The 23,632-nt window shown below is 68.3% G+C and carries 19 protein-coding genes; 17 read left to right on the top strand and 2 right to left on the bottom strand.

The annotated features are described in order from the left end of the window. Positions 1 to 57: 57 nt before the first annotated feature. Genes HAV18_RS35340 through HAV18_RS35325 form a run of 4 tightly spaced genes read left to right on the top strand, consistent with a single transcriptional unit; the run spans position 58 to position 3,368 of the window. Positions 58 to 684, top strand: a complete 627-nt coding sequence (locus HAV18_RS35340; RefSeq protein ID WP_166965114.1) for a cytochrome C oxidase subunit I — start codon at positions 58 to 60, stop codon at positions 682 to 684. Positions 685 to 708: 24 nt separating this feature from the next. Further along, positions 709 to 1,821, top strand: a complete 1,113-nt coding sequence (locus HAV18_RS35335; RefSeq protein WP_166965112.1) for a heme A synthase — start codon at positions 709 to 711, stop codon at positions 1,819 to 1,821. An 8-nt stretch (positions 1,822 to 1,829) separates the two neighbouring features. After that, complete coding sequence (gene cyoE, locus HAV18_RS35330; RefSeq protein WP_085042142.1) at positions 1,830 to 2,732, top strand: heme o synthase; 903 nt, start codon at positions 1,830 to 1,832, stop codon at positions 2,730 to 2,732. An 18-nt stretch (positions 2,733 to 2,750) separates the two neighbouring features. Next, positions 2,751 to 3,368, top strand: coding sequence for an SCO family protein (locus HAV18_RS35325; protein WP_166965110.1), 618 nt, complete (start codon positions 2,751 to 2,753; stop codon positions 3,366 to 3,368). Positions 3,369 to 3,513: 145 nt separating this feature from the next. On the opposite strand, the gene HAV18_RS35320 is transcribed toward HAV18_RS35325, so the two are convergent. Further along, positions 3,514 to 3,804 carry a YciI family protein gene (locus tag HAV18_RS35320; RefSeq protein WP_039346187.1) on the bottom strand — a complete coding sequence of 97 codons (291 nt, stop codon included), beginning with the start codon at positions 3,802 to 3,804 and terminating at the stop codon, positions 3,514 to 3,516. 237 nt (positions 3,805 to 4,041) lie between these two features. Between HAV18_RS35320 and HAV18_RS35315 the strand changes: the two genes are divergently transcribed. Beyond that, positions 4,042 to 5,679, top strand: coding sequence for a methyl-accepting chemotaxis protein (locus HAV18_RS35315; protein WP_166965108.1), 1,638 nt, complete (start codon positions 4,042 to 4,044; stop codon positions 5,677 to 5,679). Positions 5,680 to 5,883: 204 nt separating this feature from the next. Beyond that, on the top strand, positions 5,884 to 6,699 hold the full coding sequence (locus HAV18_RS35310) for a MetQ/NlpA family ABC transporter substrate-binding protein (RefSeq protein ID WP_166965106.1): 816 nt from the start codon (positions 5,884 to 5,886) through the stop codon (positions 6,697 to 6,699). A 110-nt stretch (positions 6,700 to 6,809) separates the two neighbouring features. On the opposite strand, the gene HAV18_RS35305 is transcribed toward HAV18_RS35310, so the two are convergent. Beyond that, complete coding sequence (locus HAV18_RS35305; protein ID WP_021164244.1) at positions 6,810 to 7,118, bottom strand: VF_A0006 family four-cysteine protein; 309 nt, start codon at positions 7,116 to 7,118, stop codon at positions 6,810 to 6,812. A 333-nt stretch (positions 7,119 to 7,451) separates the two neighbouring features. On the opposite strand from HAV18_RS35305, the gene HAV18_RS35300 reads away from it, so the two are divergent. The 11 genes from HAV18_RS35300 (at position 7,452) to nagE (ending at position 23,609) form a co-directional block, all read left to right on the top strand. Further along, the gene (locus HAV18_RS35300; protein WP_166965104.1) at positions 7,452 to 8,417 is read left to right on the top strand and encodes an ABC transporter substrate-binding protein; all 966 of its coding nucleotides are present in this window, start codon (positions 7,452 to 7,454) and stop codon (positions 8,415 to 8,417) included. Between the two features lie 139 nt (positions 8,418 to 8,556). Continuing rightward, a complete protein-coding gene (locus tag HAV18_RS35295) occupies positions 8,557 to 9,453 on the top strand; it encodes an ABC transporter permease (protein ID WP_128846758.1) in 897 nt (298 codons plus the stop codon). Position 9,454: 1 nt separating this feature from the next. Continuing rightward, positions 9,455 to 10,249, top strand: a complete 795-nt coding sequence (locus HAV18_RS35290; RefSeq protein WP_166965102.1) for an ABC transporter ATP-binding protein — start codon at positions 9,455 to 9,457, stop codon at positions 10,247 to 10,249. Between the two features lie 296 nt (positions 10,250 to 10,545). Beyond that, the gene (imuA, locus tag HAV18_RS35285; RefSeq protein ID WP_166965100.1) at positions 10,546 to 11,253 is read left to right on the top strand and encodes a translesion DNA synthesis-associated protein ImuA; all 708 of its coding nucleotides are present in this window, start codon (positions 10,546 to 10,548) and stop codon (positions 11,251 to 11,253) included. Beyond that, a complete protein-coding gene (locus HAV18_RS35280) occupies positions 11,186 to 12,676 on the top strand; it encodes a DNA polymerase Y family protein (protein ID WP_166965098.1) in 1,491 nt (496 codons plus the stop codon). The genes imuA and HAV18_RS35280 overlap by 68 nt, the downstream gene beginning before the upstream one ends. A gap of 6 nt (positions 12,677 to 12,682) precedes the next feature. After that, entirely contained in the window at positions 12,683 to 15,886 is a 3,204-nt protein-coding gene (locus HAV18_RS35275; protein ID WP_166965096.1) for an error-prone DNA polymerase, read from the top strand. A 320-nt stretch (positions 15,887 to 16,206) separates the two neighbouring features. Then, positions 16,207 to 16,941, top strand: a complete 735-nt coding sequence (locus HAV18_RS35270) for a GntR family transcriptional regulator (RefSeq protein ID WP_166965094.1) — start codon at positions 16,207 to 16,209, stop codon at positions 16,939 to 16,941. Between the two features lie 98 nt (positions 16,942 to 17,039). Beyond that, positions 17,040 to 18,143 (top strand): N-acetylglucosamine-6-phosphate deacetylase, encoded by a 1,104-nt coding sequence (gene nagA, locus HAV18_RS35265; protein ID WP_041492962.1) that lies wholly within the window; start codon positions 17,040 to 17,042, stop codon positions 18,141 to 18,143. Further along, positions 18,136 to 19,152 (top strand): SIS domain-containing protein, encoded by a 1,017-nt coding sequence (locus HAV18_RS35260; RefSeq protein WP_166965225.1) that lies wholly within the window; start codon positions 18,136 to 18,138, stop codon positions 19,150 to 19,152. Before nagA ends, HAV18_RS35260 begins: the two co-directional genes overlap by 8 nt. 15 nt (positions 19,153 to 19,167) lie before the next feature. Continuing rightward, positions 19,168 to 21,750, top strand: coding sequence for a phosphoenolpyruvate--protein phosphotransferase (ptsP, locus tag HAV18_RS35255; RefSeq protein ID WP_166965092.1), 2,583 nt, complete (start codon positions 19,168 to 19,170; stop codon positions 21,748 to 21,750). An 89-nt stretch (positions 21,751 to 21,839) separates the two neighbouring features. Continuing rightward, positions 21,840 to 23,609, top strand: coding sequence for an N-acetylglucosamine-specific PTS transporter subunit IIBC (nagE, locus tag HAV18_RS35250; RefSeq protein WP_166965090.1), 1,770 nt, complete (start codon positions 21,840 to 21,842; stop codon positions 23,607 to 23,609). The last annotated feature ends 23 nt before the right edge of the window (positions 23,610 to 23,632 follow it).

Raw genomic sequence — 23,632 nt, 5'->3', positions numbered from 1 at the left:
CCATGCCAGGACGCGGCGCCGGCGCCGCGGGTTCGTTTCGAGAGGTCTGATTTGTCCATGCAATCTTCCCGTCAGGGTCCGGCCGCAGCGCCGATCTCGCCGGCGGCCCGCAAGCGCGGTCGCTGGATGCTCGTACTGCTGGGTCTCGTGTGCGCCGCGCCGATGATCGCGTCGTACTTCACCTATTACGTGATCAAGCCGAAGGGCGGCTCGACCAACTACGGCACGCTGATCGAGCCGCAGCGTCCGATCCCCGCGGATCTGCAGGTGACCGACGAAACCGGCAAGACCGTACCGCTGTCGTCGCTGCGCGGCGTGTGGCTGTTCGTGATGACCGACCGCAGCGCGTGCGACGATGCATGCGCGCAGAAACTCTATTTCATGCGCCAGATCCGCGTCACGCAGGCAGGCGAGCGGCACCGGATCACGATGGTGTGGCTGCGCAGCGATGCGGGCGCGACGCCGCAGAAGGTGCTGGATGCCTATCCCGATACGCGCCGGCTCGTCGCCGACCCGGCCGCGGTGGCCGCGTGGCTGCCGGCCGACGCGGGCACGAAGGACAGCGACCACATCTACATGGTTGACCCGAACGGCAACCTGATGATGCGCTTTCCGAAGGATCCGAACCCCGGCAAGATCAAGTCGGACGTGACGAAGCTGCTGAAGTGGTCGAGCATCGGCTAAGGCAAGACGAGAGGCAAAGAACCGATGTCGTATCTACTGCAACTCGGCCTGATCGGCTTGTGCATCGCGCTGCTGCCGCTGTCGTACGTGTGGGTGAAGGCCGACGACAACAAGTTTCGCAAGCTGGTATGGATCACCACCTTCCTGACGCTCGACCTCGTGATGTTCGGTGGCTTCACGCGGCTCACCGACTCGGGGCTCGGCTGCCCTGACTGGCCCGGCTGCTACGGCACGTCGTCGCCGTTCATCGCGCACGCCGCGATCACGGCCGCGCACCAGGCGATGCCGACGGGCCCCGTCAGCATGTCGAAGGCGTGGATCGAGATGATCCACCGCTATTTTGCGATGGCGATCGGCGTGCTGATCATCGCGCAGGTCGTGATCGCGTGGTCCGCAAGGCTGCGCCGCCGCCCGTTGCACGTGTCGCCGTGGTGGCCGACGAGCCTGCTGCTGCTGATCCTCGTGCAGGGTGCGTTCGGCGCGTGGACGGTCACGATGAAACTGCAGCCGGTGATCGTCACGATCCACCTGCTGCTCGGCCTCACGCTGCTCGGCACGCTTGGCTGGCTCGCGGCGCGGCAGACGCCGCTGCCGTCGTACGATCCGGAAGCCGGCCGCTATCGCGCGGCCGCGCTCGCGGCGCTCGCGCTGCTGGTCGTGCAGATCGCGCTCGGCGGCTGGGTGAGCACCAACTACGCGGTGCTCGCATGCACCGATTTCCCGACCTGCAACGGCCAGTGGATTCCGCCGATGGACTTCCAGCACGGCTTCCACCTGTGGCGTGCGCTCGGGATGACGAAGGACGGCGAGGCGATCACGCAGGACGCGCTGGTCGCGATCCACTGGACCCACCGCACGTTCGCGTTCGTGGTGGTCGCGTATCTGGTCGCGTTCGCGCTGAAGATGCGCCGCTTCGAGTCGCTGCGGCGGCCCGCGAACGGCGTGCTGCTGGTCGTCCTGCTGCAGTTCGTGACGGGCCTGACCAACATCGTGCTGCAGTGGCCGCTGCCGGTCGCCGTCGCGCACAACGGCGGGGCCGCGATCCTGCTGCTGCTCGTCGTCATGTTAAACTTTCGCATCCTTTCAAGCCGCCCCGGCCGTGTCGCGCAGCCTGCGCGCGACGCCGCCCCGGCGTGACCGCCCCCATGCAAAGCACCCTTTCCCAATCGCCCGGTAGCCGGTTTTCGCAGTACATGGCGCTGACGAAGCCGCGTGTCACGCAGCTCGCGGTGTTCTGCGCGGTGATCGGCATGTTCCTCGCGACGCCGGGCATGGTGCCGTGGCACGTGCTGATCGGCGGCACGGTCGGCATCTGGCTGCTGGCCGGTGCGGCGTTCGCGATCAACTGCCTCGTCGAACAGAAGATCGACGCGATGATGCGCCGTACCGCGTGGCGCCCGTCCGCGCGCGGCGAGATCACGACGCCGCAGATCCTGGTGTTCTCGGCCGTGCTGGGCAGCGTCGGTGCATGGACGCTCTACACGTTCACGAACCCGCTGACGATGTGGCTGACGATCGCCACCTTCGTCGGCTACGCGGTGATCTACACGCTGCTGCTCAAGCCGATGACGCCGCAGAACATCGTGATCGGCGGCGCGTCGGGCGCGATGCCGCCGGCGCTCGGGTGGGCCGCGGTCACCGGCGCGGTGCCGGGCGACGCGTGGATCCTCGTGCTGATCATCTTCGTGTGGACGCCGCCGCATTTCTGGGTGCTCGCGCTGTATCGCCGCAAGGATTACGAGAACGCGGGGCTGCCGATGCTGCCCGTCACGCACGGCGAGAAGTTCACGCGGCTGCACATCCTGCTGTACACCGTGATCCTGTTCGCAGTCACGCTGATGCCGTTCATCTCCGGGATGAGCGGGGCTGTCTACCTGACGAGCGCGGTGCTGCTCGGCGCGGTGTTCCTCGCGTATGCGTGGAAGATCCATCGCGACTATTCGGACGAACTCGCCCGCAAGGCCTTCCGCTACTCGATCGTCTACCTGTCGCTGCTGTTTGCCGCGCTGCTCGTCGATCACTATGCACGCCCGCTGCTCGGCGTGTAACCGCACGGTTTGAACGCAATGCTCCACTCACGGTTCGGGCGCCGCGCGCGCCAAGGCTGGATGCTCGCATGCGCATTCACGGCAGCACTGCTGCTCGGCGGATGCGACAACGCGCCGAAATTCCAGAATCTCGACATCACCGGCAACACGCAGTTCGGCAGCGACTTCTCGCTGCCCGATACGGCCGGCAAGGTGCGCACGCTCGGCGATTTCAAGGGCCGTGCGGTCGTGATGTTCTTCGGCTATACGCACTGCCCGGACGTGTGCCCGACGACGATGGCCGAGCTGTCCGAAGCGCTGAAGCAGCTCGGGCCCGATGCCGCGAAACGCGTGCAGGTGCTGTTCGTCACCGTCGACCCGGAGCGTGACACGCCGGCGCTGCTCGGCCAGTACGTGCCCGCGTTCGATCCGTCGTTCATCGGCCTGCGCCCGGCCGACGAAGCCGCACTGAAGAAGGTCACGAAGGATTTCCGCGTGTACTACGCGAAGGTGCCCGGCAAGACGCCCGGCAGCTACACGATGGATCACACGGCCGCGAGCTACGTGTTCGACCGCGACGGCAAGCTGCGCCTGTTCGTGCGCGACGGCCAGGGCCCCGGCCCGTGGGTCCACGACCTGAAGCTGCTGGTCGACTGACCGGCAGCCACCGGGCGCCCGGCCCGGTGATCGCGTGACGGCCGCCCCGCGCCGTCACGTTTGTTCTCCCCTCGTTGTTTGCATGCGCCGCCCGTCGGGCGGCGTGCCGGCCTGCGCACGCATCGCGCATGTGTCGCGCGTCGCGTTACGGCAGCGCGGGCACGTTGAAGCCTGATGCGGCGCGCGTGATCCGGAATTCCGTCACGCGATACGTGGCGAGCCCCTCGGTGACGAACGGATCGGTCTTCAGGATCGCGTCCAGCTCGTCGCGATCGATACGGGCCGCGAGGATCACGCCGCCTTCGCGCGGCACCTTCGGCCCGGCCGCGATGAAGATGCCCTTGTCGAACTGCGGCTGCAGAAATGCGCGATGGCGTTCGAGCGCATCGTCGATGCGCTCGAGCGATGCGGTGTAGTGGATGTCGATGACGTACATGGATGGCCCCCGGAATGATGCCGGCTCTTGGTGCGCCGGCCAGCCGGTCTTTTTAGCACAGCGGATGCGGGTTGTCGCACGGGCGGTCGCGGTGCGGGCGGCCTGCCGATCGGCGGTTTGCCGCACCCGGGCGTATTCAAGTTGTAAGCCTCGGTGCCGTAAATAAAAGGGCAAGCGTTTGCGCGCGGCAGGCCGTTCGCGCGCAGCGTGCGCATCGACATCGACAAAGGCACGCAGATGAGCAGAATGAGTTTGAACCGCAAGCTGTGGCTCGCGCTTGCGCTGGTATGGATCGGTCTCCTGGGCGTCGGCGCATGGAGTGCGTACGAGACGCGCGCGACGATGCTCGCCGAACGCAAGGCGGGCATCGCGAATCTCGTCGACTCGGCGGCCGGCATCGTGAAGGCGTATCACGCACTCGCGCAGAGCGGCACGCTGCCCGAGGCCGACGCGAAGCGCGACGCGCTCGCGAGCCTGGCCGCGATGCGCTACGGCGATTCGGGCTACGTGTTCGTGATGGACTCGAAGCCGGTCGTGCTGATGCATCCGACGCTGCCGAAGCTGGTCGGCACCGAGGTCGGCGACTATCTCGACCCGGACGGCAAGCCGTTGTTCGTCACGATCCTGAACGCCGCGAAGGAAACCGGCAGCGGCTTCGCCGAGTACCGCGGGCGCCTGCCGCACAGCGAAACCGCCGTGCCGAAGATCAGCTACGTCACGCGCTTCACGCCGTGGGACTGGAACATCTCGAGCGGCGTCTTCCTGAAGGACATCGACACCATCTATTACCGGACCCTGCTCGGCCACCTCGCGGTCGTGTTCGTAATCGGCTTCGTGATCAGCGCGGCGATGCTGGTGATCATCCGCAATGTGCGCGGCAGCCTCGGCGGCGAGCCCGACGAAGCGGCCGCGCTTGCGGCGCGCATCGCGCAGGGCGACCTGACGCAGCCGGTGCCCGTGCGCGCGGGCGACCGCACGAGCATGATGGCCGCGATGCACGACATGCAGGCACGCCTGCAGGCGACGATCGGCGGGATTCGCCAGTCGGCCGGATCGATCGCGTCGGCGAGCCGCCAGATCTCGGCCGGCAACGACGACCTGTCGCAGCGCACCGAGGAGCAGGCGGCGTCGCTGGAAGAAACCGCCGCGAGCATGGAGCAACTGACCGCGACGGTGAAGCAGAACGCCGACAACGCGCGGCAGGCGAGCGGGCTGGCGAACAACGCATCGGAGATCGCGCGCACGGGGAGCGACGTCGTGAACCGCGTGATCGGCACGATGGGCGAGATCGACGACAGCTCGCGCAAGATCGCCGACATCATCGGCGTGATCGAGGGCATCGCGTTCCAGACCAACATCCTCGCGCTGAACGCGGCGGTCGAAGCGGCGCGTGCGGGCGAGCAGGGCCGCGGCTTCGCGGTGGTCGCGGGCGAAGTGCGCTCGCTCGCCCAGCGCAGCGCGACGGCCTCGAAGGAGATCCGCGAGCTGATCGTCGCCTCGGTCGAGCGCGTGCGCAACGGGTCGACGCTGGTCGGCCAGGCCGGTACGACGATGGGCGAGATCCTGCAGGCCGTCGCACGCGTGACCGACATCATGGGCGAGATCGCGGCCGCATCCGAGGAGCAGGCGAGCGGCATCACGCAGGTCGGGCGCGCGGTCACGCAGATGGATCAGGTGACGCAGCAGAACGCGGCGCTCGTCGAGGAGGCCGCCGCCGCCGCCGCGTCGCTGCAGGAACAGGCCGCGCGGCTGCGCGACGCGGTCGGCGCGTTCCGGGTCGTCGATGCCGACGGCCTGTCGCCGCGCCGGGCCGGCGGGAAGATGGGCGAGCCTGCGTTCGACATGAAGGCGGCCGACCAGGCGGCGGTGGCGTGATGCGCACGGGTTGATGTGCGATTCATCTAAACGCAACTAACGGCCGAATCGCGCAGCCTCCGCCAGCACCGCTGCGGTGCATACCCATATGAGCGGGATGTATTTCACTTCCCGCCGATCCTGTGACACCATTTGCGCCTTCCTGCGAGTCGGGGCATACCCGTATCGCGCCCCATTTCCAGTAAGCAAGAAAGCGAGAAACAGATGAAGCGTCGCAGTCTCCTGAAGGTATTTTCCGCGCTGGCCACCGGTGCCGCGCTGACGCTGTCGGCAGGCGCGCACGCCGAAGACAAGGTGATCAAGGTCGGCACGGTCGCCGGCCCGGATTCGGAAGTGTGGCAGCTCGTGCAGAAGGTCGCGAAGGAGAAGGAAGGCCTGAACGTGAAGGTCATCGAGTTCAACGACTACGTGCAGCCGAATGCGGCGCTCGACTCGGGCGATCTCGACGCGAACAGCTTCCAGCACCAGCCCTACCTCGACAGCCAGGTAAAGCAGCGCGGCTACAAGATCGTCAGCGCGGGCCTGACCTACATCTCGCCGATGGGTGTGTACTCGAAGAAGTTCAAGGCGCTGAAGGACCTGCCGCAAGGCGCGAAGCTCGCGGTGCCGAACGATCCGTCGAACGAGAACCGCGCGCTGCTGCTGCTGCAGACGCAGGGCGTGATCAAGCTGAAGGCGGGCGCCGGCACGGGCGGCAACAATGCGACGGTACTCGACATCGCCGAGAACCCGAAGAAGCTGAAGATTTCCGAACTCGACGCCGCGCAACTGCCGCGCGTGCTGTCGGACGTCGACGCAGCCGTGGTCAACACGAACTACGCGCTGGCCGCGAACCTGCAGCCGACCAAGGACGCGATCGCGCTCGAATCGCTGACGAGCCCGTACGCGAACCTGATCGCCGTGCGCGCGAAGGACAAGGACCAGCCGTGGGTGAAGAAGCTGGTCAAGGCGTACCAGTCGCCGGAAGTGCGGGAATTCATCAAGAAGCAGTTCAAGGGCTCGATGGTCGCGTCGTTCTGAACGCCGCACACCGGTCGTACCGCTGAACGAAAAGGGCCTGCATCGCGCAGGCCCTTTTTCATTGGCGCGGCCGGTCGAGGGCCGCAGGGTGTCTCGCGTTCAGCGCCGGCTCACATCTCGCCGCGCCGCGAGCAGATCGACATGATCTGCTGGATCGCATAGTTGTCGCGCACGCCCGGCAGCGACTGCACCACGCACTCGTGAAAGCGCCGCTCGCGCGGCAGCAGCATCGCGTTGTTGCGGTACAGCGCGTCGCACGAGCGCTGGATCAACTGGGCCGCCGCGCCGTTGCGGCTCTCGCGCAGCGCATTGAGCATGCAGTCGTCGTATTGCGCGCTGCCGTCGGTCAGTGCGAACGCCGCTCCCGGCAGCGCCAGCGCGACAGCCGCGAATGCGATGGCTCGGATCCCCCGTTTCATGTGGCCTCCGATGACGTGGATTGAGTCGGCCGACAGCATAACGTAAAGCCGCAAGCGCGGCTGACGCGTTGCGCCGAGGCCGGCTGGAACCGCCGCCGGCCGGGCTTCACGCTCGCTCGCGCATGTCGGTGGGCGCTGCGATCCGGGGCGCGATGCGAAAGCGTGGAGTCAGGCGGTGGTCTGCGGAAATGGTATCCTCGTGCGTTCGCCGCTGCACGCCTTCCCGGGGCGTGCGCGGGCCGCTCGCCAACGCGTCGTATGCATGGCGGCGCCCGCCTGACGGCGGCGGGAATCCATCATCCAGAACCGACACAATACGGGGGAGACACACCCATGAAGCGTTTCAAGACTTTCGCGATCCGTTCGATCACGGCCGGCGTGGCCGCACTCGCGCTGGCCGGTGCCGCGCACGCACAGACCGTCAAGGTGCTGTCGATCGTCGACCATCCGGCGCTCGATGCGATCCGCGACGGCGTACGCGCCGAGCTGAAGGCGGAAGGTTACGGCGACGACAAGCTCAAGTGGGAATACCAGAGCGCGCAGGGCAACACGGGCACGGCCGCGCAGATCGCGCGCAAGTTCGTCGGCGACCAGCCCGACGTGATCGTCGCGATCGCGACGCCGGCCGCGCAGGCGGTGGTCGCGTCGACGAAGAGCGTGCCGGTCGTCTATTCGGGCGTGACCGATCCGGTCGCCGCGCAGCTCGTGAAGGGCTGGGGCCCGTCGGGCACCAACGTGACGGGCGTGTCCGACAAGCTGCCGCTCGATCGCCAAGTCGCGCTGATCAAGCGCGTCGTGCCGAATGCGAAGACGGTCGGCATGGTCTACAACCCGGGCGAGGCAAATTCGGTCGTCGTCGTGAAGGAGTTGAAGGAGATCCTCGCGAAGCAGGGCATGACGCTGAAGGAAGCGGCCGCGCCGCGTACCGTCGACATCGGCCCGGCCGCGAAGAGCCTGATCGGCAAGGTCGACGTGATCTACACGAACACCGACAACAACGTCGTGTCCGCGTACGAAGCGCTCGTGAAGGTCGCGAACGAAGCGAAGATCCCGCTCGTCGCCGGCGACACCGACAGCGTGAAGCGTGGCGGCATCGCGGCGCTCGGCATCAACTACGGCGACCTCGGCCGCCAGACGGGCAAGGTCGTCGCGCGCATCCTGAAGGGCGAGAAGCCGGGTGCGATCGCGTCGGAAACGAGCAGCAACCTCGAGTTGTTCGCGAACACGGGCGCGGCCGCGAAGCAGGGTGTGACGCTCGCGCCGGATCTGCTCAAGGAAGCGAAGACGGTCATCAAGTAAGCCGCGGCCCGACCGCCGCGCTTGCGGGCCCGATCCGGGCCTGAACGACACCGCCGAACGGGCGGCTCCCACCCGGGGCCGCCCGTTCGCTTCGCCCGGCCGTACACGTCCGGCCGGGAAGCAACAGGATTTCCCCATCATGTCTCTGTTCTCGTTACTGGGCGCCCTGGAGATCGGCCTGATCTTCAGTCTCGTCGCCCTCGGGGTGCTGATCTCGTTTCGCATCCTCAACTTCCCCGACCTCACCGTCGACGGCAGCTTTCCGCTCGGCGGCGCCGTCGCCGCGACGCTGATCTCCGCCGGCTACGACCCGTTCAGCTCGACCTGCATCGCGATCGTCGCGGGCGCGGCGGCCGGCTTCATCACCGGCTGGCTCAACGTGCGCCTGAAGATCATGGACCTGCTCGCCAGTATCCTGATGATGATCGCGCTCTATTCGGTGAACCTGCGGATCATGGGCCGGCCGAACGTGCCGCTCATCACCGAGCCGACGATCTTCACCGTGCTGCAGCCCGACTGGATGCCCGACTACGTGCTGCGCCCGGCGCTGCTCGCGATCGTCGTCGTGGTCGCGAAGCTCGGCCTCGACTGGTTCTTCTCGTCGCAGCTCGGCCTCGCGATGCGTGCGACCGGCGCGAACCCGCGGATGGCGCGCGCTCAAGGCATCGCGACCGGCCGTGCGACGCTCGCCGGGATGGCGCTGTCGAACGCGCTCGTCGCGCTCGCCGGCGCCCTGTTCGCGCAGACGCAGGGCGGTGCGGACATCTCGATGGGGATCGGCACGATCGTGATCGGGCTGGCCGCCGTGATCATCGGAGAAACGCTGTTGCCGGCGCGCAGGCTCGTGCTGACGACGCTCGCCGTCGTGCTCGGCGCGATCGTCTACCGCTTCTTCATCGCGCTCGCGCTGAACAGCGAATTCATCGGGCTGAAGGCGCAGGACCTGAACCTCGTGACGGCCGCGCTCGTCACGATCGCGCTGGTGCTGCCGGCGACGCGCAAGAAACTGTTCGCGCGCAAGAACGGAGGGGCCTGACATGCTGTCCGCACAAGATCTCAAACTCACGTTCAATCCCGGCACGCCGATCGAGACGCGCGCGCTGCGCGGGCTGTCGCTCGAGATTCCCGACGGCCAGTTCGTCGCGGTGATCGGCTCGAACGGCGCCGGCAAATCGACTTTCCTCAATGCGATCAGCGGCGACCAGGCCGTCGATGCGGGACGCATCTCGATCGACGGCACGGAGGTCACGCGCAAAGCGGCATGGGACCGCGCGCACCTCGTCGCGCGCGTGTTCCAGGATCCGATGGCCGGCACCTGCGAGGCGCTGACGATCGAGGAGAACATGGCGCTCGCGATGGCGCGCGGCGCGCGGCGCGGCTTCAAGGCCGCGCTCGACCGGCCGTCGCGCGAGCTGTTCCGCGACAAGCTGCGGCTCCTGAATCTCGGGCTGGAAAACCGGTTGACCGACCGGATCGGGCTGCTGTCGGGCGGCCAGCGGCAGGCGGTGAGCCTGTTGATGGCGTCGCTGCGGCCGTCGCGGATCCTGCTGCTCGACGAGCACACGGCCGCGCTGGATCCGAAGACGGCTGCGTTCGTGCTGGAGCTGACCGCGCGCATCGTCGCCGAGAGCAAGCTGACGACGATGATGGTCACGCACAGCATGCGGCAGGCGCTCGACTACGGCGACCGCACGGTGATGCTGCACCAGGGGCAGGTCGTGCTCGACGTGTCGGGCGACGCACGCAAGGGCCTCGACGTGCCGGACCTGCTGCAGATGTTCGAGAAGGTGCGTCACGAGCAACTCGACGACGACGCATTGCTGCTCGGCTGACGGGCGGCCGGCGGGCCGGTGCGGTGCGGGGTGCCGCATCGTGCCGGTTCGCGTGCGGGTTGGCGTGTCGGCCAGGCGAATCGGGTCGGCAAATCGGACCGGCGATTCCGCCCGGATGGCGGTGGAGCGCGTTCGGGCGACATGATCCGGCCACGCCCGCTCCGGTGCGGCGTAACATGACGGCCGCGCCGGCTGTCCCGTCGTTTTTCCTCTGACGAAAAGCGGTTTCGCACCGATGCTGTGCGACGCGAGCGCATTGCCATATACTGTATATCCATACAGTTGTGGGTGGCGTCATGCTCGCATCCTCCATTTCTCCCGAATCCCTTCATCCGTCCCTCTGGCGCGGTTCCCAGCTCGCGCGCGGCGGCCCGCGCACGATCGATACCGGCTTCGCGTCGCTGTCGGCCGAGTTGCCGGGCGGCGGCTGGCCGGTCGGCGGGCTCGTCGAACTGCTGGCCGCGCAGCCGGGCTGTGGCGAGATGCGGCTGCTCGCGCCCGCGCTTGCACGCACCGTCAGCGCCCGGCGTCCGCTTGCGCTCGTCGCGCCGCCGCAGTCGCCGCATGCCACCGCGCTCGCCAGTCTCGGCGTGCCGGCCGACGCGCTGCTGTGGCTGCGTGCCGGCAGCCGCACGGATGCGCTGTGGGCCGCCGAGCAGGCGCTCAAGACCGGCTGTTGCGGCGCGCTGCTGCTGTGGCAGGACGCGCGGCCCGATGCGCTGCGGCGCCTGCATCTCGCGGCCGCGCGCACGGGCGATACGCTGTTCGTGATGCTGCGGCCGCTGTCGGCCGCGCGGCAACCGTCGCCGGCCGTGCTGCGTGTCGAGCTGTACCCCGTGCCGGGCGGCGTGTCGCTCGACATCGTCAAGCGTCGCGGCCCCGCACGCAGCGAGCCGCTCGTGCTCGACCTGCCGTCGCCCATCGTGGAGAGCCGCTATGCGCGTCTTGCTCGGCATCCATCTGCCGCGCCTGCCGCTCGACGTGTGCGTCGCGCCGCCGTCTGACGGCGCGGCGGACGACGACGCAGGCTGCGCGGTGCTCGAGCAAGGCGTCGTGCTGATCGCCGATGCGTCCGCGCGCCGGCATGGCGTGCGCGCGGGCATGAAGCGCGGCGGCGTGCTGACGCTCGCGCCCGCGACGCAGCTCGTCGAACGCGATCCCGCGCGCGAAGCCGATGCGCTGCGCGCGGTCGCGCTCGCGTTGCTGCGCTTCTCGCCGTGCGTCGCGCTCGACGACGAAGCCACGCTGATCGTCGACGTCGGCCCGAGCTTGCGGCTGTTCGGCGGGTTGCCGTCGCTGTGCCGCCAGGTGCGTGCGACGCTCGCGGCGCTCGGCTATGCGGCGCGCCTGTCCGCCGCGCCGACCGGGGGCGGCGCGTGGCTGCTCGCGCGCGTGTCGGCCCGTGCGCGCATCCGGCGCCGTATCGCCGGCCAGGTGTCGCTCGTTCGTTCGCTCGACCGGCTGCCGTGCGTGCTGCTGCCCGATGCGCGTCCGTATGCGGGCTGGTTCGACGGCCTCGGTTGCCGCACGCTCGCCGATCTGCGCGGCTTGCCGCGCGCGGGGCTGCAGCGCCGCTGCGGCCCCGCGTTGCTGGCCGCGCTCGATCGCGCGTATGGCGACGCGGTCGAGCCGCTTGCGTGGATGGCAGTGCCGCCGGTGTTCGACGTACGGCTCGAATTGCAGGAGCGTGTCGAATACGCGGAAGCCGTGTTGTTCGTTGCGCGGCGGCTCGTCGTGCAGCTCTGCGGCTGGCTGGCCGCGCGGCAACTGTCGCTGGCCGCGATGACGTTCGATCTCGAGCACGAACGCGGCCGCCAAGCCGTGCCGCCGACGCCGCTCGAGCTCGCGTTCGCCGCACCCGTGAGGGACGAGGCGCATTTCATGCGGCTGCTCGGCGAGCGGCTCGCGCGCGTCGAGTTGCCGGCCGCGGTGATTGCTGTGCGTCTGAAGGCCACGCGCGTCGAATCGGTCGCGCCGCCGGCCGACGATCTTTTCCCCGAACCGGGCGGCACGAAAGAGACACGCGCGCGGCTGTTCGAGCTGCTGGTCGCACGGCTCGGCGCGGAGAACGTGCTGCGCGCGGCACCCGTCGCCGATCACCGGCCCGAGGCCGCGAACCGTTGGCTGCCGCTCGATGCGCAGGCCGGCAAGCCGGCCGGCGGGCCGCCTGCGGTGCCGCCGAGGCCCGCGTGGCTGCTCGCCGAGCCGCTGCCGTTGTTGATGCGTGAGAACCGGCCGGTATTTCATACGCCGCTGAGGATGATGTCGTCAGCGGAGCGGATCGAGGCCGGGTGGTTCGATGGTCAACTCGCCGCTCGTGATTACCACGTCGCGCAGGACGAAGCCGGTGCGTGCTATTGGGTGTTCAGGGAGCGGGCGGGGAGCGAGTCCGAGCCGCACTGGTTCCTGCACGGCTTGTTCGGGTGAACGGTCATGATTGCGGAATTCAGTTGGCTGCCCGATTACGCGGAGTTGTTCTGCCGCTCGAACTTTTCGTTCCTGCATGGCGCGTCGCATGCGGAAGAACTGGTCGAGCGTGCGTTCGAGCTCGGCTATCGCGGGATCGCGATCACCGACGAATGCTCGTTGGCAGGCGCACCGCGCATGCATGTCGCGGCGAAGGCGAAAGGGCTGCCGCTCGTCATCGGTTCGTACTTCGAAGTCACGCCGGATGACGTCGCGCCCGGCCACGATCCGGGCCCCGGTGCGTTCGGGCTCGTGTTGCTTGCACAGAATCGCGAGGGGTACGGCAATCTTTCAGAGCTGATTTCATGGCGGCGGATGGCGTCGCCAAAGGGCACCTACAAGCTGACGTCGCGGATGCTGTCGGCGCCGCCTGCGGAGTTCGCACACCTGCGCGGCATGCCCGACTGCTTCGCGATTCTCGTGCCCGCGTACCCGGTGCGCGCGGACGTGCTCGATGCACAGGTCGCGTGGTTTCGCGCGACGTTCGGCGAACGTGCGCGGCTCGGGCTCGTGCAGTTGCAGCGCGCGCTGGATGGCGCGCAGCGCGAGGAGATTCGCGCGGCCGGCGAGCGGCGTGGCGTGCGCATCGTCGCGCTGGGCGACGTGACGATGCACCGGCGCTCGTGCAAGGAGCTGCAGGACGTGATGACGGCGATCCGCGTCGGGATGCCGGTTTCGGAGTGCGGTTATGCACTGGCGCCGAATGCGGAACAGCACCTGCGTTTGCGGCAGCGCATCGGGCAGTTGTACTCGGCGGACGAGATCGCGCAGACGTGCGCGATTCTCGATGCGTGCGATTTCAAACTCAGCTCGCTTCGCTACGAGTATCCCGACGAGATCGTGCCGAAGGGGCTCACACCGACGAGCTATCTGGAACAGGAAACCCGGGCAGGGGCGGCGGAACGCTATCCGCAGGGTATTCCGGAGAAAGTCGAGAAGCAGATCCGCTATGAACTCGACCTGATTGCACGACTGAGCTACGAACCGTTCTTCCTGACCGTCTACGACATCGTCAAATACGCGCGCAGTCAGAACATCCTGTGCCAGGGCCGAGGCTCGGCCGCGAACTCGGTCGTCTGTTACTGCCTCGGCATCACCGAAGTGAATCCCGAGCAAAGCACGATGCTGTTCGAGCGCTTCATCAGCGCGGAGCGCGGCGAGCCGCCCGACATCGACGTCGATTTCGAGCATCAGCGCCGGGAAGAGGTGATTCAGCATATCTACGAGAAGTACGGGCACGACCGCGCAGCACTTGCGGCCGCGGTCTCGACCTATCGCCCGCGCGGCGTGCTGCGCGAGACCGGCAAGGCGCTCGGCGTCGATCCGATGCTGGTCGATCGCGTCGCGAAAGCGCACCGCTGGTTCGACGGCAGCCGCGACCTGCTGCAGCAATTCTCGACGACCGGGCTTGATCCCGAGACGCCGCTCATCCAGGCGTGGGCCCGGCTCGCCGCGCGGCTGCTGAACTTTCCGCGCCACCTGTCGCAGCACTCCGGCGGCTTCGTGATCAGCCGCGGCAAGCTCACGCGGCTCGTGCCGGTCGAGAACGCGGCGATGGACGGGCGGCGCGTGATCCAGTGGGACAAGGACGATCTCGAAGCACTCGGGCTGATGAAGGTCGACGTGCTCGCGCTCGGCATGCTGTCGGCGCTGCATCGCGCATTCGACATGCGCACCGCGTGGCGCGGGCCGCCGGAGCCGGATGGTGAGCCGTTTACGCTGAAGCACATTCCGCAGGATGACGAAGCGACCTACGACATGATCTGCCGCGCCGACACGGTTGGCGTGTTCCAGATCGAATCGCGTGCGCAGATGTCGATGCTGCCGCGCCTGCGCCCGCGTACTTACTACGATCTGGTGATCGAGGTTGCGATCGTGCGGCCGGGGCCGATCCAGGGCGGGGCAGTGCATCCCTACCTGAAACGGCGCCAGGGCATCGAAAAGGTCAGTTATCCAAAGGAGGACTTGAAGCCTGCGCTCGCACGGACGTACGGCGTGCCGATCTTCCAGGAGCAGGTGATGCAGATCGCGATGATCGCGGCCGGCTTCACGGCCGGTGAGGCCGACCAGTTGCGGCGCGCGATGGCCGCGTGGAAGCGCAAGGGCAATCTGGAGCAATATCACAGCAAGATCGTCGACGGGATGCGCGAGCGCGACTATCCGCCCGAGTTTGCCGAACAGATTTTCGAGCAGATCAAGGGTTTCGGCGATTACGGTTTCCCCGAGAGCCACGCGGCCAGCTTCGCGAAGCTCGCCTACGCCAGCAGCTGGCTCAAATGCCACGAACCGGCGATCTTCCTCGCGGCATTGTTGAACAGCCAGCCGATGGGTTTTTACCCGCCGTCGCAACTCGTGCAGGACGCGAAGCGCCACGGTGTGCAGGTGCTGCCGATCGACGTGACGCAAAGCAACTGGGAAGCATCGCTCGAAGCGCTGCCCGGCCAGCCGCTGCCGCACGGCCAGCCGGCCGTTCGGCTCGGACTGTCGCTCGTGAGCGGTCTGGGGGAAGCCGCTGTCCGCAGGATCGAAGCCGCACGCGCGTCGGGCCCCTTCGACAACGTCGACACCCTTGCACGCCGCGCGCAACTCGAACGCCGCGACCTCGAAGCGCTCGCCGCCGCGAACGCGCTCGCGACGCTCGCCGGCCATCGCCGCGACGCGTTGTGGCAGGCCGTCGCGGCGGCGCCGGAGCGCGACCTGCTGGCGACCGCGCCGATCGACGAGGAAGAGAAGCCCGCGCTCGGCGCGCCGTCGGAAGCCGACGACATCCTCGCCGACTATCACACCACCGGCCTCACGCTGAACCGCCACCCCGTCGCGCTGCTGCGGCCCGAGCTACGCGCGCGGCGGCTGTCGTCCGCGGCCGAATTGCACGACCGCCCCGACGGCCGGCTCGCGCGCGCGTGCGGGCTCGTGACCGCACGGCAGATGCCGGGCACCGCGAAAGGCGTGATGTTCATGACGCTCGAAGACGAAACGGGCTGCGTGAACCTGATCGTCCGGCCCGAGCTGCTCGCGCGGCAGCGCCGCGAAACCCTCGATTCGCGGCTGCTGGCCGCGTCCGGCGTGTGGCAGGTCGCGAGCGACGTGAGGCACCTCGTTGTGCAGCATTTCGAGGATCTGACGCCGCTGCTCGGCGGCCTGCGCACGTCGAGCCGCGAGTTCCATTGATGCATCGCGCCGGCACGCTGCCCGCGTGCTGCCGCCAGGTGCATACCAGTCGGCTGAACTGGTTCTATTCCGGTATCGTTTCCAGCTCTCCAAACCCGGTAAATCCAGCGCCGGAACTGTCCCCTTGCATACCAATCCGGGTAAATCCCTATCCCGCATCGCGTTGTAAACAAAGGATTTATTGCTACTAAAACGCTTGCCTGGCAAGGCTTTCGGCGATTTCCACGCCGCTAATACCAGTTTGTTGACTGGTATTATGGTGGTTATATAATGCGTTCACTTTCGACGGTCCGAGATCGTCGTCCGACACCCGGAGGCACATGGAAACCGGCTGGTCCGAACTGGCGCCCGATCCCCTCAGCGACACGCCGCTCTATCTGCAGCTCGCCCGCAACCTGGCGAGCGCGATCCACGCCGGCGCGTGGCGGGCCGGCGAGGCGCTGCCGTCGGAGCGGCTGCTGTCGGTGTCGGTCGGCGTATCGCGGATCACGGCCCGTCGCGCACTCGCGCTGCTGGTCGAGCAGGGGCTGATCAAGCGGGCGCGTGGGGCGGGCAGCTTCATCACGCCGCGCGTCGCCGATCCGCTGTCGCGTCTCGTCGGCTTCACCGCGAAGATGAAGCAGCGCGGCTTCGTGCCCGATTCGGTGTGGCTGTCGCGCACGCTGCGCGCCGCGAGCCGTGACGAGATCACGCATCTCGGCCTCGCACCCGGCGCGACGGTGGCGCGGCTCGAACGGCTGCGCCGCGCGGACGGCATCGTGATGGCGGTCGAGCACTCGACGCTGCCGGCCGCGGTGGTGCCCGATCCGCAGGTGCTCGGTGCGTCGCTGTACGAGTACCTCGAGGCGCGCGGGATGACCGTCGTGCGCGCGCTGCAGCACTTTCGCGCGGCGAACGCGACGCACGCGATCGCGAAATGGATGGCGGTTCAGCCGGGCTCGGCGCTGCTGGTGATCAGACGGATCGGCTACGGCGCCGACCAGCGCGCGATCGAAGTGAGCGAAACGTATTGCCGCGACGACTACTACGACTTCGTCGCCGAACTGAAACGCTGACGCGCGAGACTGCCCGCGCGCGACAGGCGAGAAGCAACGACACGAATTTGCAAATCACGACGCGGATGCCCGCGTCACCAGATCATCAAGAGAACGTCATGCTGACTGGAAACATCCTTACCCCCGACGGCTGGATTCACGGTTCGCTCGATAGCGAGAACGGCCGCATCACGACGCTCGACGGCAAGCCCGTCGATCCCGCGAAGAACGACGCGCCTTACATCCTGCCCGGCTTCATCGACCTGCATGTCCATGGCGGTGGCGGTGCCGACGTGATGGAAGGCGGCGACGCGATCGAGACGATCGCCCGCACGCACGCGCAATTCGGCACGACGAGCCTGCTCGCGACGACGATGACCGCGCCGCGAGACGAGCTGATGAAAGTCGTCGGCAACCTCGGCAGCGTCGCGCGCACCCGCACGCCGGGCGGCGCGCGCGTGCTCGGCGTGCACCTCGAAGGCCCGTACATCAACCCCGGCAAGCTCGGCGCGCAGCCCGACGCGGCCGTATCGGCCGTGCTCGACGAAGTGCTGAAGTACCTGTCGATCGCGCCGATCCGCGTCGTCACGCTCGCGCCGGAAATCGCCGGCCACATCGAGATCATCGGCGAGATGGCCGCACGCGGCGTACGCGTGCAGCTCGGCCACTCGCTCGCGACCTATGACGACGCAGTGGCCGCGCTCAAGCACGGCGCGTGCGGCTTCACGCACCTGTTCAACGCGATGTCGCCGCTGCATCACCGCAACCCCGGCCTGGTAGGCGCGGCGCTTGCTCATGCCGAATACGCGGAAATCATTCCCGATCTGCTGCACGTGCACCCGGGCGCGATTCGTGCTGCGCTGCGTGCGATCCCGCGCCTGTACGTCGTGACCGACAGCACGTCCGCAACGGGCATGCCCGACGGCGAATACCGGCTCGGCAGCCAGCACGTGACGAAGTGCCTCGGCGGCGTGCGGCTGGCCGACGGCACGCTCGCCGGCAGCACGCTGACGATGGACCAGGCGCTGCGCAACCTCGTGTCGCTCGGCCTGCCGATCGCCGACGTGTCGAACCGGATGTCGCGCTACGCGGCCGACTACCTCGGCGTCACCGATCGCGGCCGCCTCGAGCGCGGCGCATGGGCCGACCTCGCGGTGTTCGACCGCGACCTGAACCTCACCGCGACCTACGTCGAAGGAGAATCGATTGTCGAATATGCTTAAGGAAGCGCGCGAGTCCGCCCAGGTCGTCGCCGCGCAGATCGCCGACACCGCGCGCGTCGAAGCGCTCGCCGGCCAATTGCTCGATCACCCGCCGGCCGTCGCGCTGACGGTCGCGCGCGGCAGCTCGGATCACGCCGCGAGCTATTTCGCGAGCCTGACGATGAGCCGCCTCGGCGTGCCGGTCGCGTCGCTGCCGATGTCGGTCGCCACGCTGCAGCAGGCGCCGCTGAAGGTGCAGGACCAGCTCGCGATCGCCTTCTCCCAGTCGGGCAAGAGCCCCGACCTCGTCAACACGATGGCCGCGCTGCGCGAAGCCGGCGCGCGCACCGTCGCCGCCGTGAACGTGCTGCCGTCGCCGCTCGCCGATGCATGCGAGCACCAGTTGCCGCTGCTCGCCGGCCCCGAATTGTCGGTCGCCGCGACGAAGAGCTATATCGCGATGCTGTCGCTGTCCGCGCAGATCGTCGCCTACTGGCAGCGCGATGCTGCGCTGATGACCGCGCTGCGCGGCCTGCCCGACGTGCTCGCGCAGGCCGGCCAGCTCGACTGGTCGCAGGCCGTCGCCGCGCTGGCGGGTGTCGAGCGGATGATCGTGATCGGCCGCGGCCTGGGCCTCGCGATCGCACAGGAAGCCGCGCTGAAGCTGAAGGAAACGTCCGGTATCCAGGCCGAGGCGTTCTCGAGCGCCGAAGTCCGTCACGGCCCGATGGAGCTGATCGATCGCGACTATCCGCTGCTCGTGTTCGCCCCGCCGGGGCCCGAGCAGGCCGGCCTGTTGCAGCTCGCCGCAGACATGCGCGCACGCGGTGCCGCCGTGCTGCTCGCGGCGCCTGCCGGCACGCCCGGCCTGACCGGTACGGTGCTGCCGCTCGCGCAGTCCGCCCATTCGGCGCTCGACCCGATCGCCGCCATTCTTTCGTTCTACGTGATGGCGGCGGATCTCGCCGTCGCGCGCGGCCGCAATCCCGACACGCCGCGCCACCTGAACAAAGTCACCGAAACGCACTGATAGCCGAGACAGCCGATGAGACGCGCCGAGGAGTCCCAGTTGAAGAGCCCCACCCATGATCAGATCGTCCTGCTTAGCCCCTTGACCGGACCGATCGTCGCGCTGGCCGACGTGCCCGATCCGGTGTTCTCCGGCGGGATGTTCGGCGACGGCATCGGTATCGACCCGCTCGCGGGCAAGCTCGTCGCGCCGTGCGCGGGCGTCGTGTCGCATCTCGCGCGCACGGGCCATGCGGTGACGATCACGACGCCGCAAGGCGCGGAAGTGCTGCTGCACATCGGCATCGACACCGTTGAGCTGAACGGGCAGGGCTTCATCGCACACATCGAGGCCGGCGCACGTGTCGAGGCGGGCACGCTGCTGATCGAGTTCGACCAGGATGCGGTGGCGCGCAGCGCGCATTCGCTCGTGTCGGTGATCGCGATCGCAAACTCCGACGCGTTCGAGGTCGTCGATCGCGCGAGCGGTTTCGCGACGGCCGGCGAGACGCCGTTGCTCGCGCTGCGCGGCAAGGGCGAAGCGGCTGCGCAGGCGGCACAAACCGGCGCGGCGGCAATGAACGAAGTGCGCCGCGAGATCGTGCTCGCGCAGCCGGGCGGCCTGCATGCGCGGCCGGCCGCGCGTGCGCGTGAAGCCGTGCGCGGGTTCGACGCGAGCGTCGACGTGCTGTTCGACGGCCGCAAGGCGTCGATCGCGAGCGTCGTCGGCCTGCTCGGCCTCGGTGCCGGCGAAGGCGCGACGGTCGAACTGGTCGGTCGCGGTGCGCACGCGCAGCAGGCCGTCGATGCGGTCGAGCACGAGCTGCTGCGCGAAGCGCACGGCGAAGTCGAGGAAAAACCGGCGCGGCTGAGGTCGCCCGCGCCGCCGACGGTCGCGCGCAATGTCGGTGCGCCGATCGACCCCAACACGCTCGCGGGCGTATGCGCGGCGCCCGGCATCGCAGTCGGCACGCTGGTGCGTCTCGACGATGCGGAGATCGTGCCGCCTGAACAGGCGACCGGCACGCCCGCGTCGGAAAGCCGCCAGCTCGACCAGGCGCTGAAGGCAGTCGACGCCGAACTCGACGAAACGGTGCGCAACGCATCGGCGCGCGGGGCGGTTGGCGAAGCGGGCATCTTCGCGGTGCATCGCGTGCTGCTGGAAGACCCGACGCTGATCGACGCGGCGCGCGACCTGATCAGTCTCGGCAAGAGCGCGGGCTTTGCATGGCGCACGACGATCCGCACGCAGATCGACACGCTGTCGAAGCTCGACGACGCGCTGCTCGCCGAACGTGCGGCCGACCTGCGCGACATCGAGAAGCGCGTGCTGCGCGCGCTCGGCCACACGAACGGTGCCGCGCGTGCGCTGCCCGACGAAGCGGTACTCGCGGCCGAGGAATTCACGCCGTCGGACCTGTCGTCGCTCGATCGCCAGCGCGTGACCGCGCTCGTGATGGCGCGCGGCGGCGCGACGTCGCACGCGGCGATCATCGCGCGACAGCTCGGCATTCCGGCGCTGGTGGCGGTCGGCGATGCACTGTACGCGATTCCGGACGGCACGCAGGTCGTTGTCGATGCGAGCGCGGGCCGGCTCGAACATGCACCGACCGCGCTCGACGTCGAACGCGCGCGGCACGAGCGCCAGCGCCTGGACGGCGTGCGCGAGGCGAACCGGCAACTGGCAGGCGTTGCCGCCGAGACGGTCGACGGCCGCGCGATCGAGGTCGCCGCGAACATCGCGACGCTCGACGACGCGAACACCGCGGTCGACAACGGCGCCGACGCGGTCGGCCTGCTGCGTACCGAGCTGATGTTCATCCATCGCCAGGTCGCGCCGACGGTCGTCGAACACCAGCAGAGCTACCAGTCGATCGTCGACGCGCTGCAGGGTCGCACGGCGATCATCCGCACGCTCGACGTCGGCGCCGACAAGGAAGTCGATTACCTGACGCTGCCGCCCGAACCGAACCCGGCGCTCGGCCTGCGCGGCATCCGTCTCGCGCAGGTGCGCCCCGATCTGCTCGACGATCAACTGCAGGGCCTGCTCGCGGTGAAGCCGTTCGGCGCGGTGCGCATCCTGCTGCCGATGGTGACCGACGCGGGCGAACTCGTGCGCCTGAAAAAGCGCATCGACGAATTCGCGCGCGCACAGGGCCGCACCGAGCCGATCGAGGTCGGCGTGATGATCGAGGTGCCGTCGGCCGCGCTGCTGGCCGACCAACTCGCGCAGCACGCGGATTTCCTGTCGATCGGCACCAACGACCTGACGCAGTACACGCTCGCGATGGACCGCTGCCAGGCCGATCTGGCCGCGCAATCCGACGGCCTGCATCCGGCCGTGCTGCGCCTGATCGACATCGCGGTGCGCGGCGCCGCGAAGCACGGCAAGTGGGTCGGCGTGTGCGGCGCGCTCGGCGGCGATCCGCTCGCGGTGCCGATCCTGGTGGGCCTCGGCGTGACCGAGCTGTCGGTCGACCCCGTATCGGTGCCGGGCATCAAGGCGCGTGTGCGCCGTCTCGATTACCAGTTGTGCCGTCAGCGTGCGCAGGATCTGCTCGCGCTCGATTCGGCACAGGCGGTAAGGGCAGCAAGCCGCGAGGTCTGGCCGCTCGACTGAACGTCGGCGGCGGGCGCGTGGCCCGTTTCGGTACAAGAGCGTAATTAGGTCAACGACGATTAACGACGAGACAAGGATTGGAGGACTGAATGAACGGGAATCCGTTTCTGAAAATACAGGGCCTGGGCCGGGCGCTGATGCTGCCGATCGCGGTATTGCCGGTCGCCGGCATCCTGCTGCGACTCGGCCAGCCGGACGTGTTCAACATCAAGATGATCGCCGACGCCGGCGGCGCGATCTTCGACAACCTGCCGCTGCTGTTCGCGATCGGCGTGGCGGTCGGCTTCGCGAAGGACAATAACGGCGTGGCGGCACTCGCGGGCGCGATCGGTTACCTGATCGAAACCGCGATCATGAAGGACATCGATCCCAAGCTGAACATGGGCGTGCTGTCCGGGATCATCGCGGGCGTGGTCGCGGGCTTGCTGTACAACCGCTATAAAGACATCAAGCTGCCGGACTACCTCGCGTTCTTCGGCGGCAAACGGTTCGTGCCGATCATTACAGGCCTGGTCTGCGTGATACTCGGCATCGCGTTCGGGTACGTGTGGCAGCCAGTCCAGCATGCGATCGACGCGGCCGGCCAGTGGCTGACGACGGCGGGCGCGATCGGTGCGTTCGTGTTCGGCTTCCTGAACCGCCTGCTGCTCGTCACGGGCCTGCACCACATCATCAACTCGCTCGCGTGGTTCGTGTTCGGCAACTTCACGCCGCCCGCCGGCGGCGAGATCGTGCACGGCGACCTGCACCGCTTCTTCGCAGGCGACCCGACTGCGGGCACCTTCATGGCCGGCTTCTTCCCGATCATGATGTTCGGCCTGCCGGCCGCGTGTCTCGCGATGCTGCACGAGGCACCGAAGGAGCGCCGCGCGATGGTCGGCGGCCTGCTGTTCTCGATGGCGCTCACGTCGTTCCTGACCGGCGTGACCGAGCCGATCGAATTCAGCTTCATGTTCCTCGCACCGGTGCTGTACGTGATCCACGCGGTGCTGACGGGGCTGTCGCTTGCGATCTGCCAGATCCTCGACGTGAAGCTCGGCTTCACGTTCTCGGCCGGCGCGATCGACTATGTGCTGAACTACGGGCTGTCGACGAAGGGCTGGATCGCGATCCCGCTCGGCATCGCGTACGGCGCCGCGTACTACGGGCTGTTCCGCTTCTTCATCCGCAAGTTCAACATGGCCACGCCGGGCCGTGAGCCGGCATCGGCCGATGCGGCCGCGGAATCGTACGCATCGGGCGGCTTCGTCGCACCGGCCGCGGGTACCGCCGCGACGGCCGCCGCACCGCGCGCGCAGCGCTACATCGCCGCGCTCGGCGGGGCGGGCAACCTGTCGGTCGTCGACGCGTGCACGACGCGCCTGCGCCTGACCGTCGTCGATCCGGAGAAGGTCTCGGAGCCGGAACTGAAGTCGATCGGCGCGCGCGGTGTGCTCAAGCGCGGCGGCAACAGCGTGCAGGTGATCATCGGGCCCGAGGCAGACATCATTGCCGACGAGATGCGTGCCGCGATCGGCAGCGGCGCTACCGGTGCCACGTCGACGGCGACGGCTGCCGCGGTGCAGCCTGTCACGGGCGCGGCCGCTGGCCCGCTCGATCCGGAGCCGACGCGCTGGCTCGCGGTGTTCGGCGGCGCGACCAACGTCGTGTCGCTCGACGCGATCGCGACCACGCGCCTGCGTGTGGTCGTGCGCGATCCGTCGGCGGTCGATCGCGATCGTCTCGGTGCGCTCGACGTCGCGTGGGTGTCGCTCGACACGTTCCACATCGTCTGCGGCAACGCGGCGGCACGCTATGCCGAACAACTCGGCGCGCGCCTGCCGCCGTCGGGCAGCGGGGCGGCCGCGCAACCGGCCTGATGCGATGAAGCCGGCCTGACCTG

Source organism: Burkholderia sp. D-99 (assembly GCF_011605345.1).
In the GTDB taxonomy this organism is placed as follows: domain Bacteria; phylum Pseudomonadota; class Gammaproteobacteria; order Burkholderiales; family Burkholderiaceae; genus Burkholderia.
The sequence above is the reverse complement of the archived record's forward strand: the minus strand, read 5'-3'. Positions and strand labels throughout refer to the sequence as shown.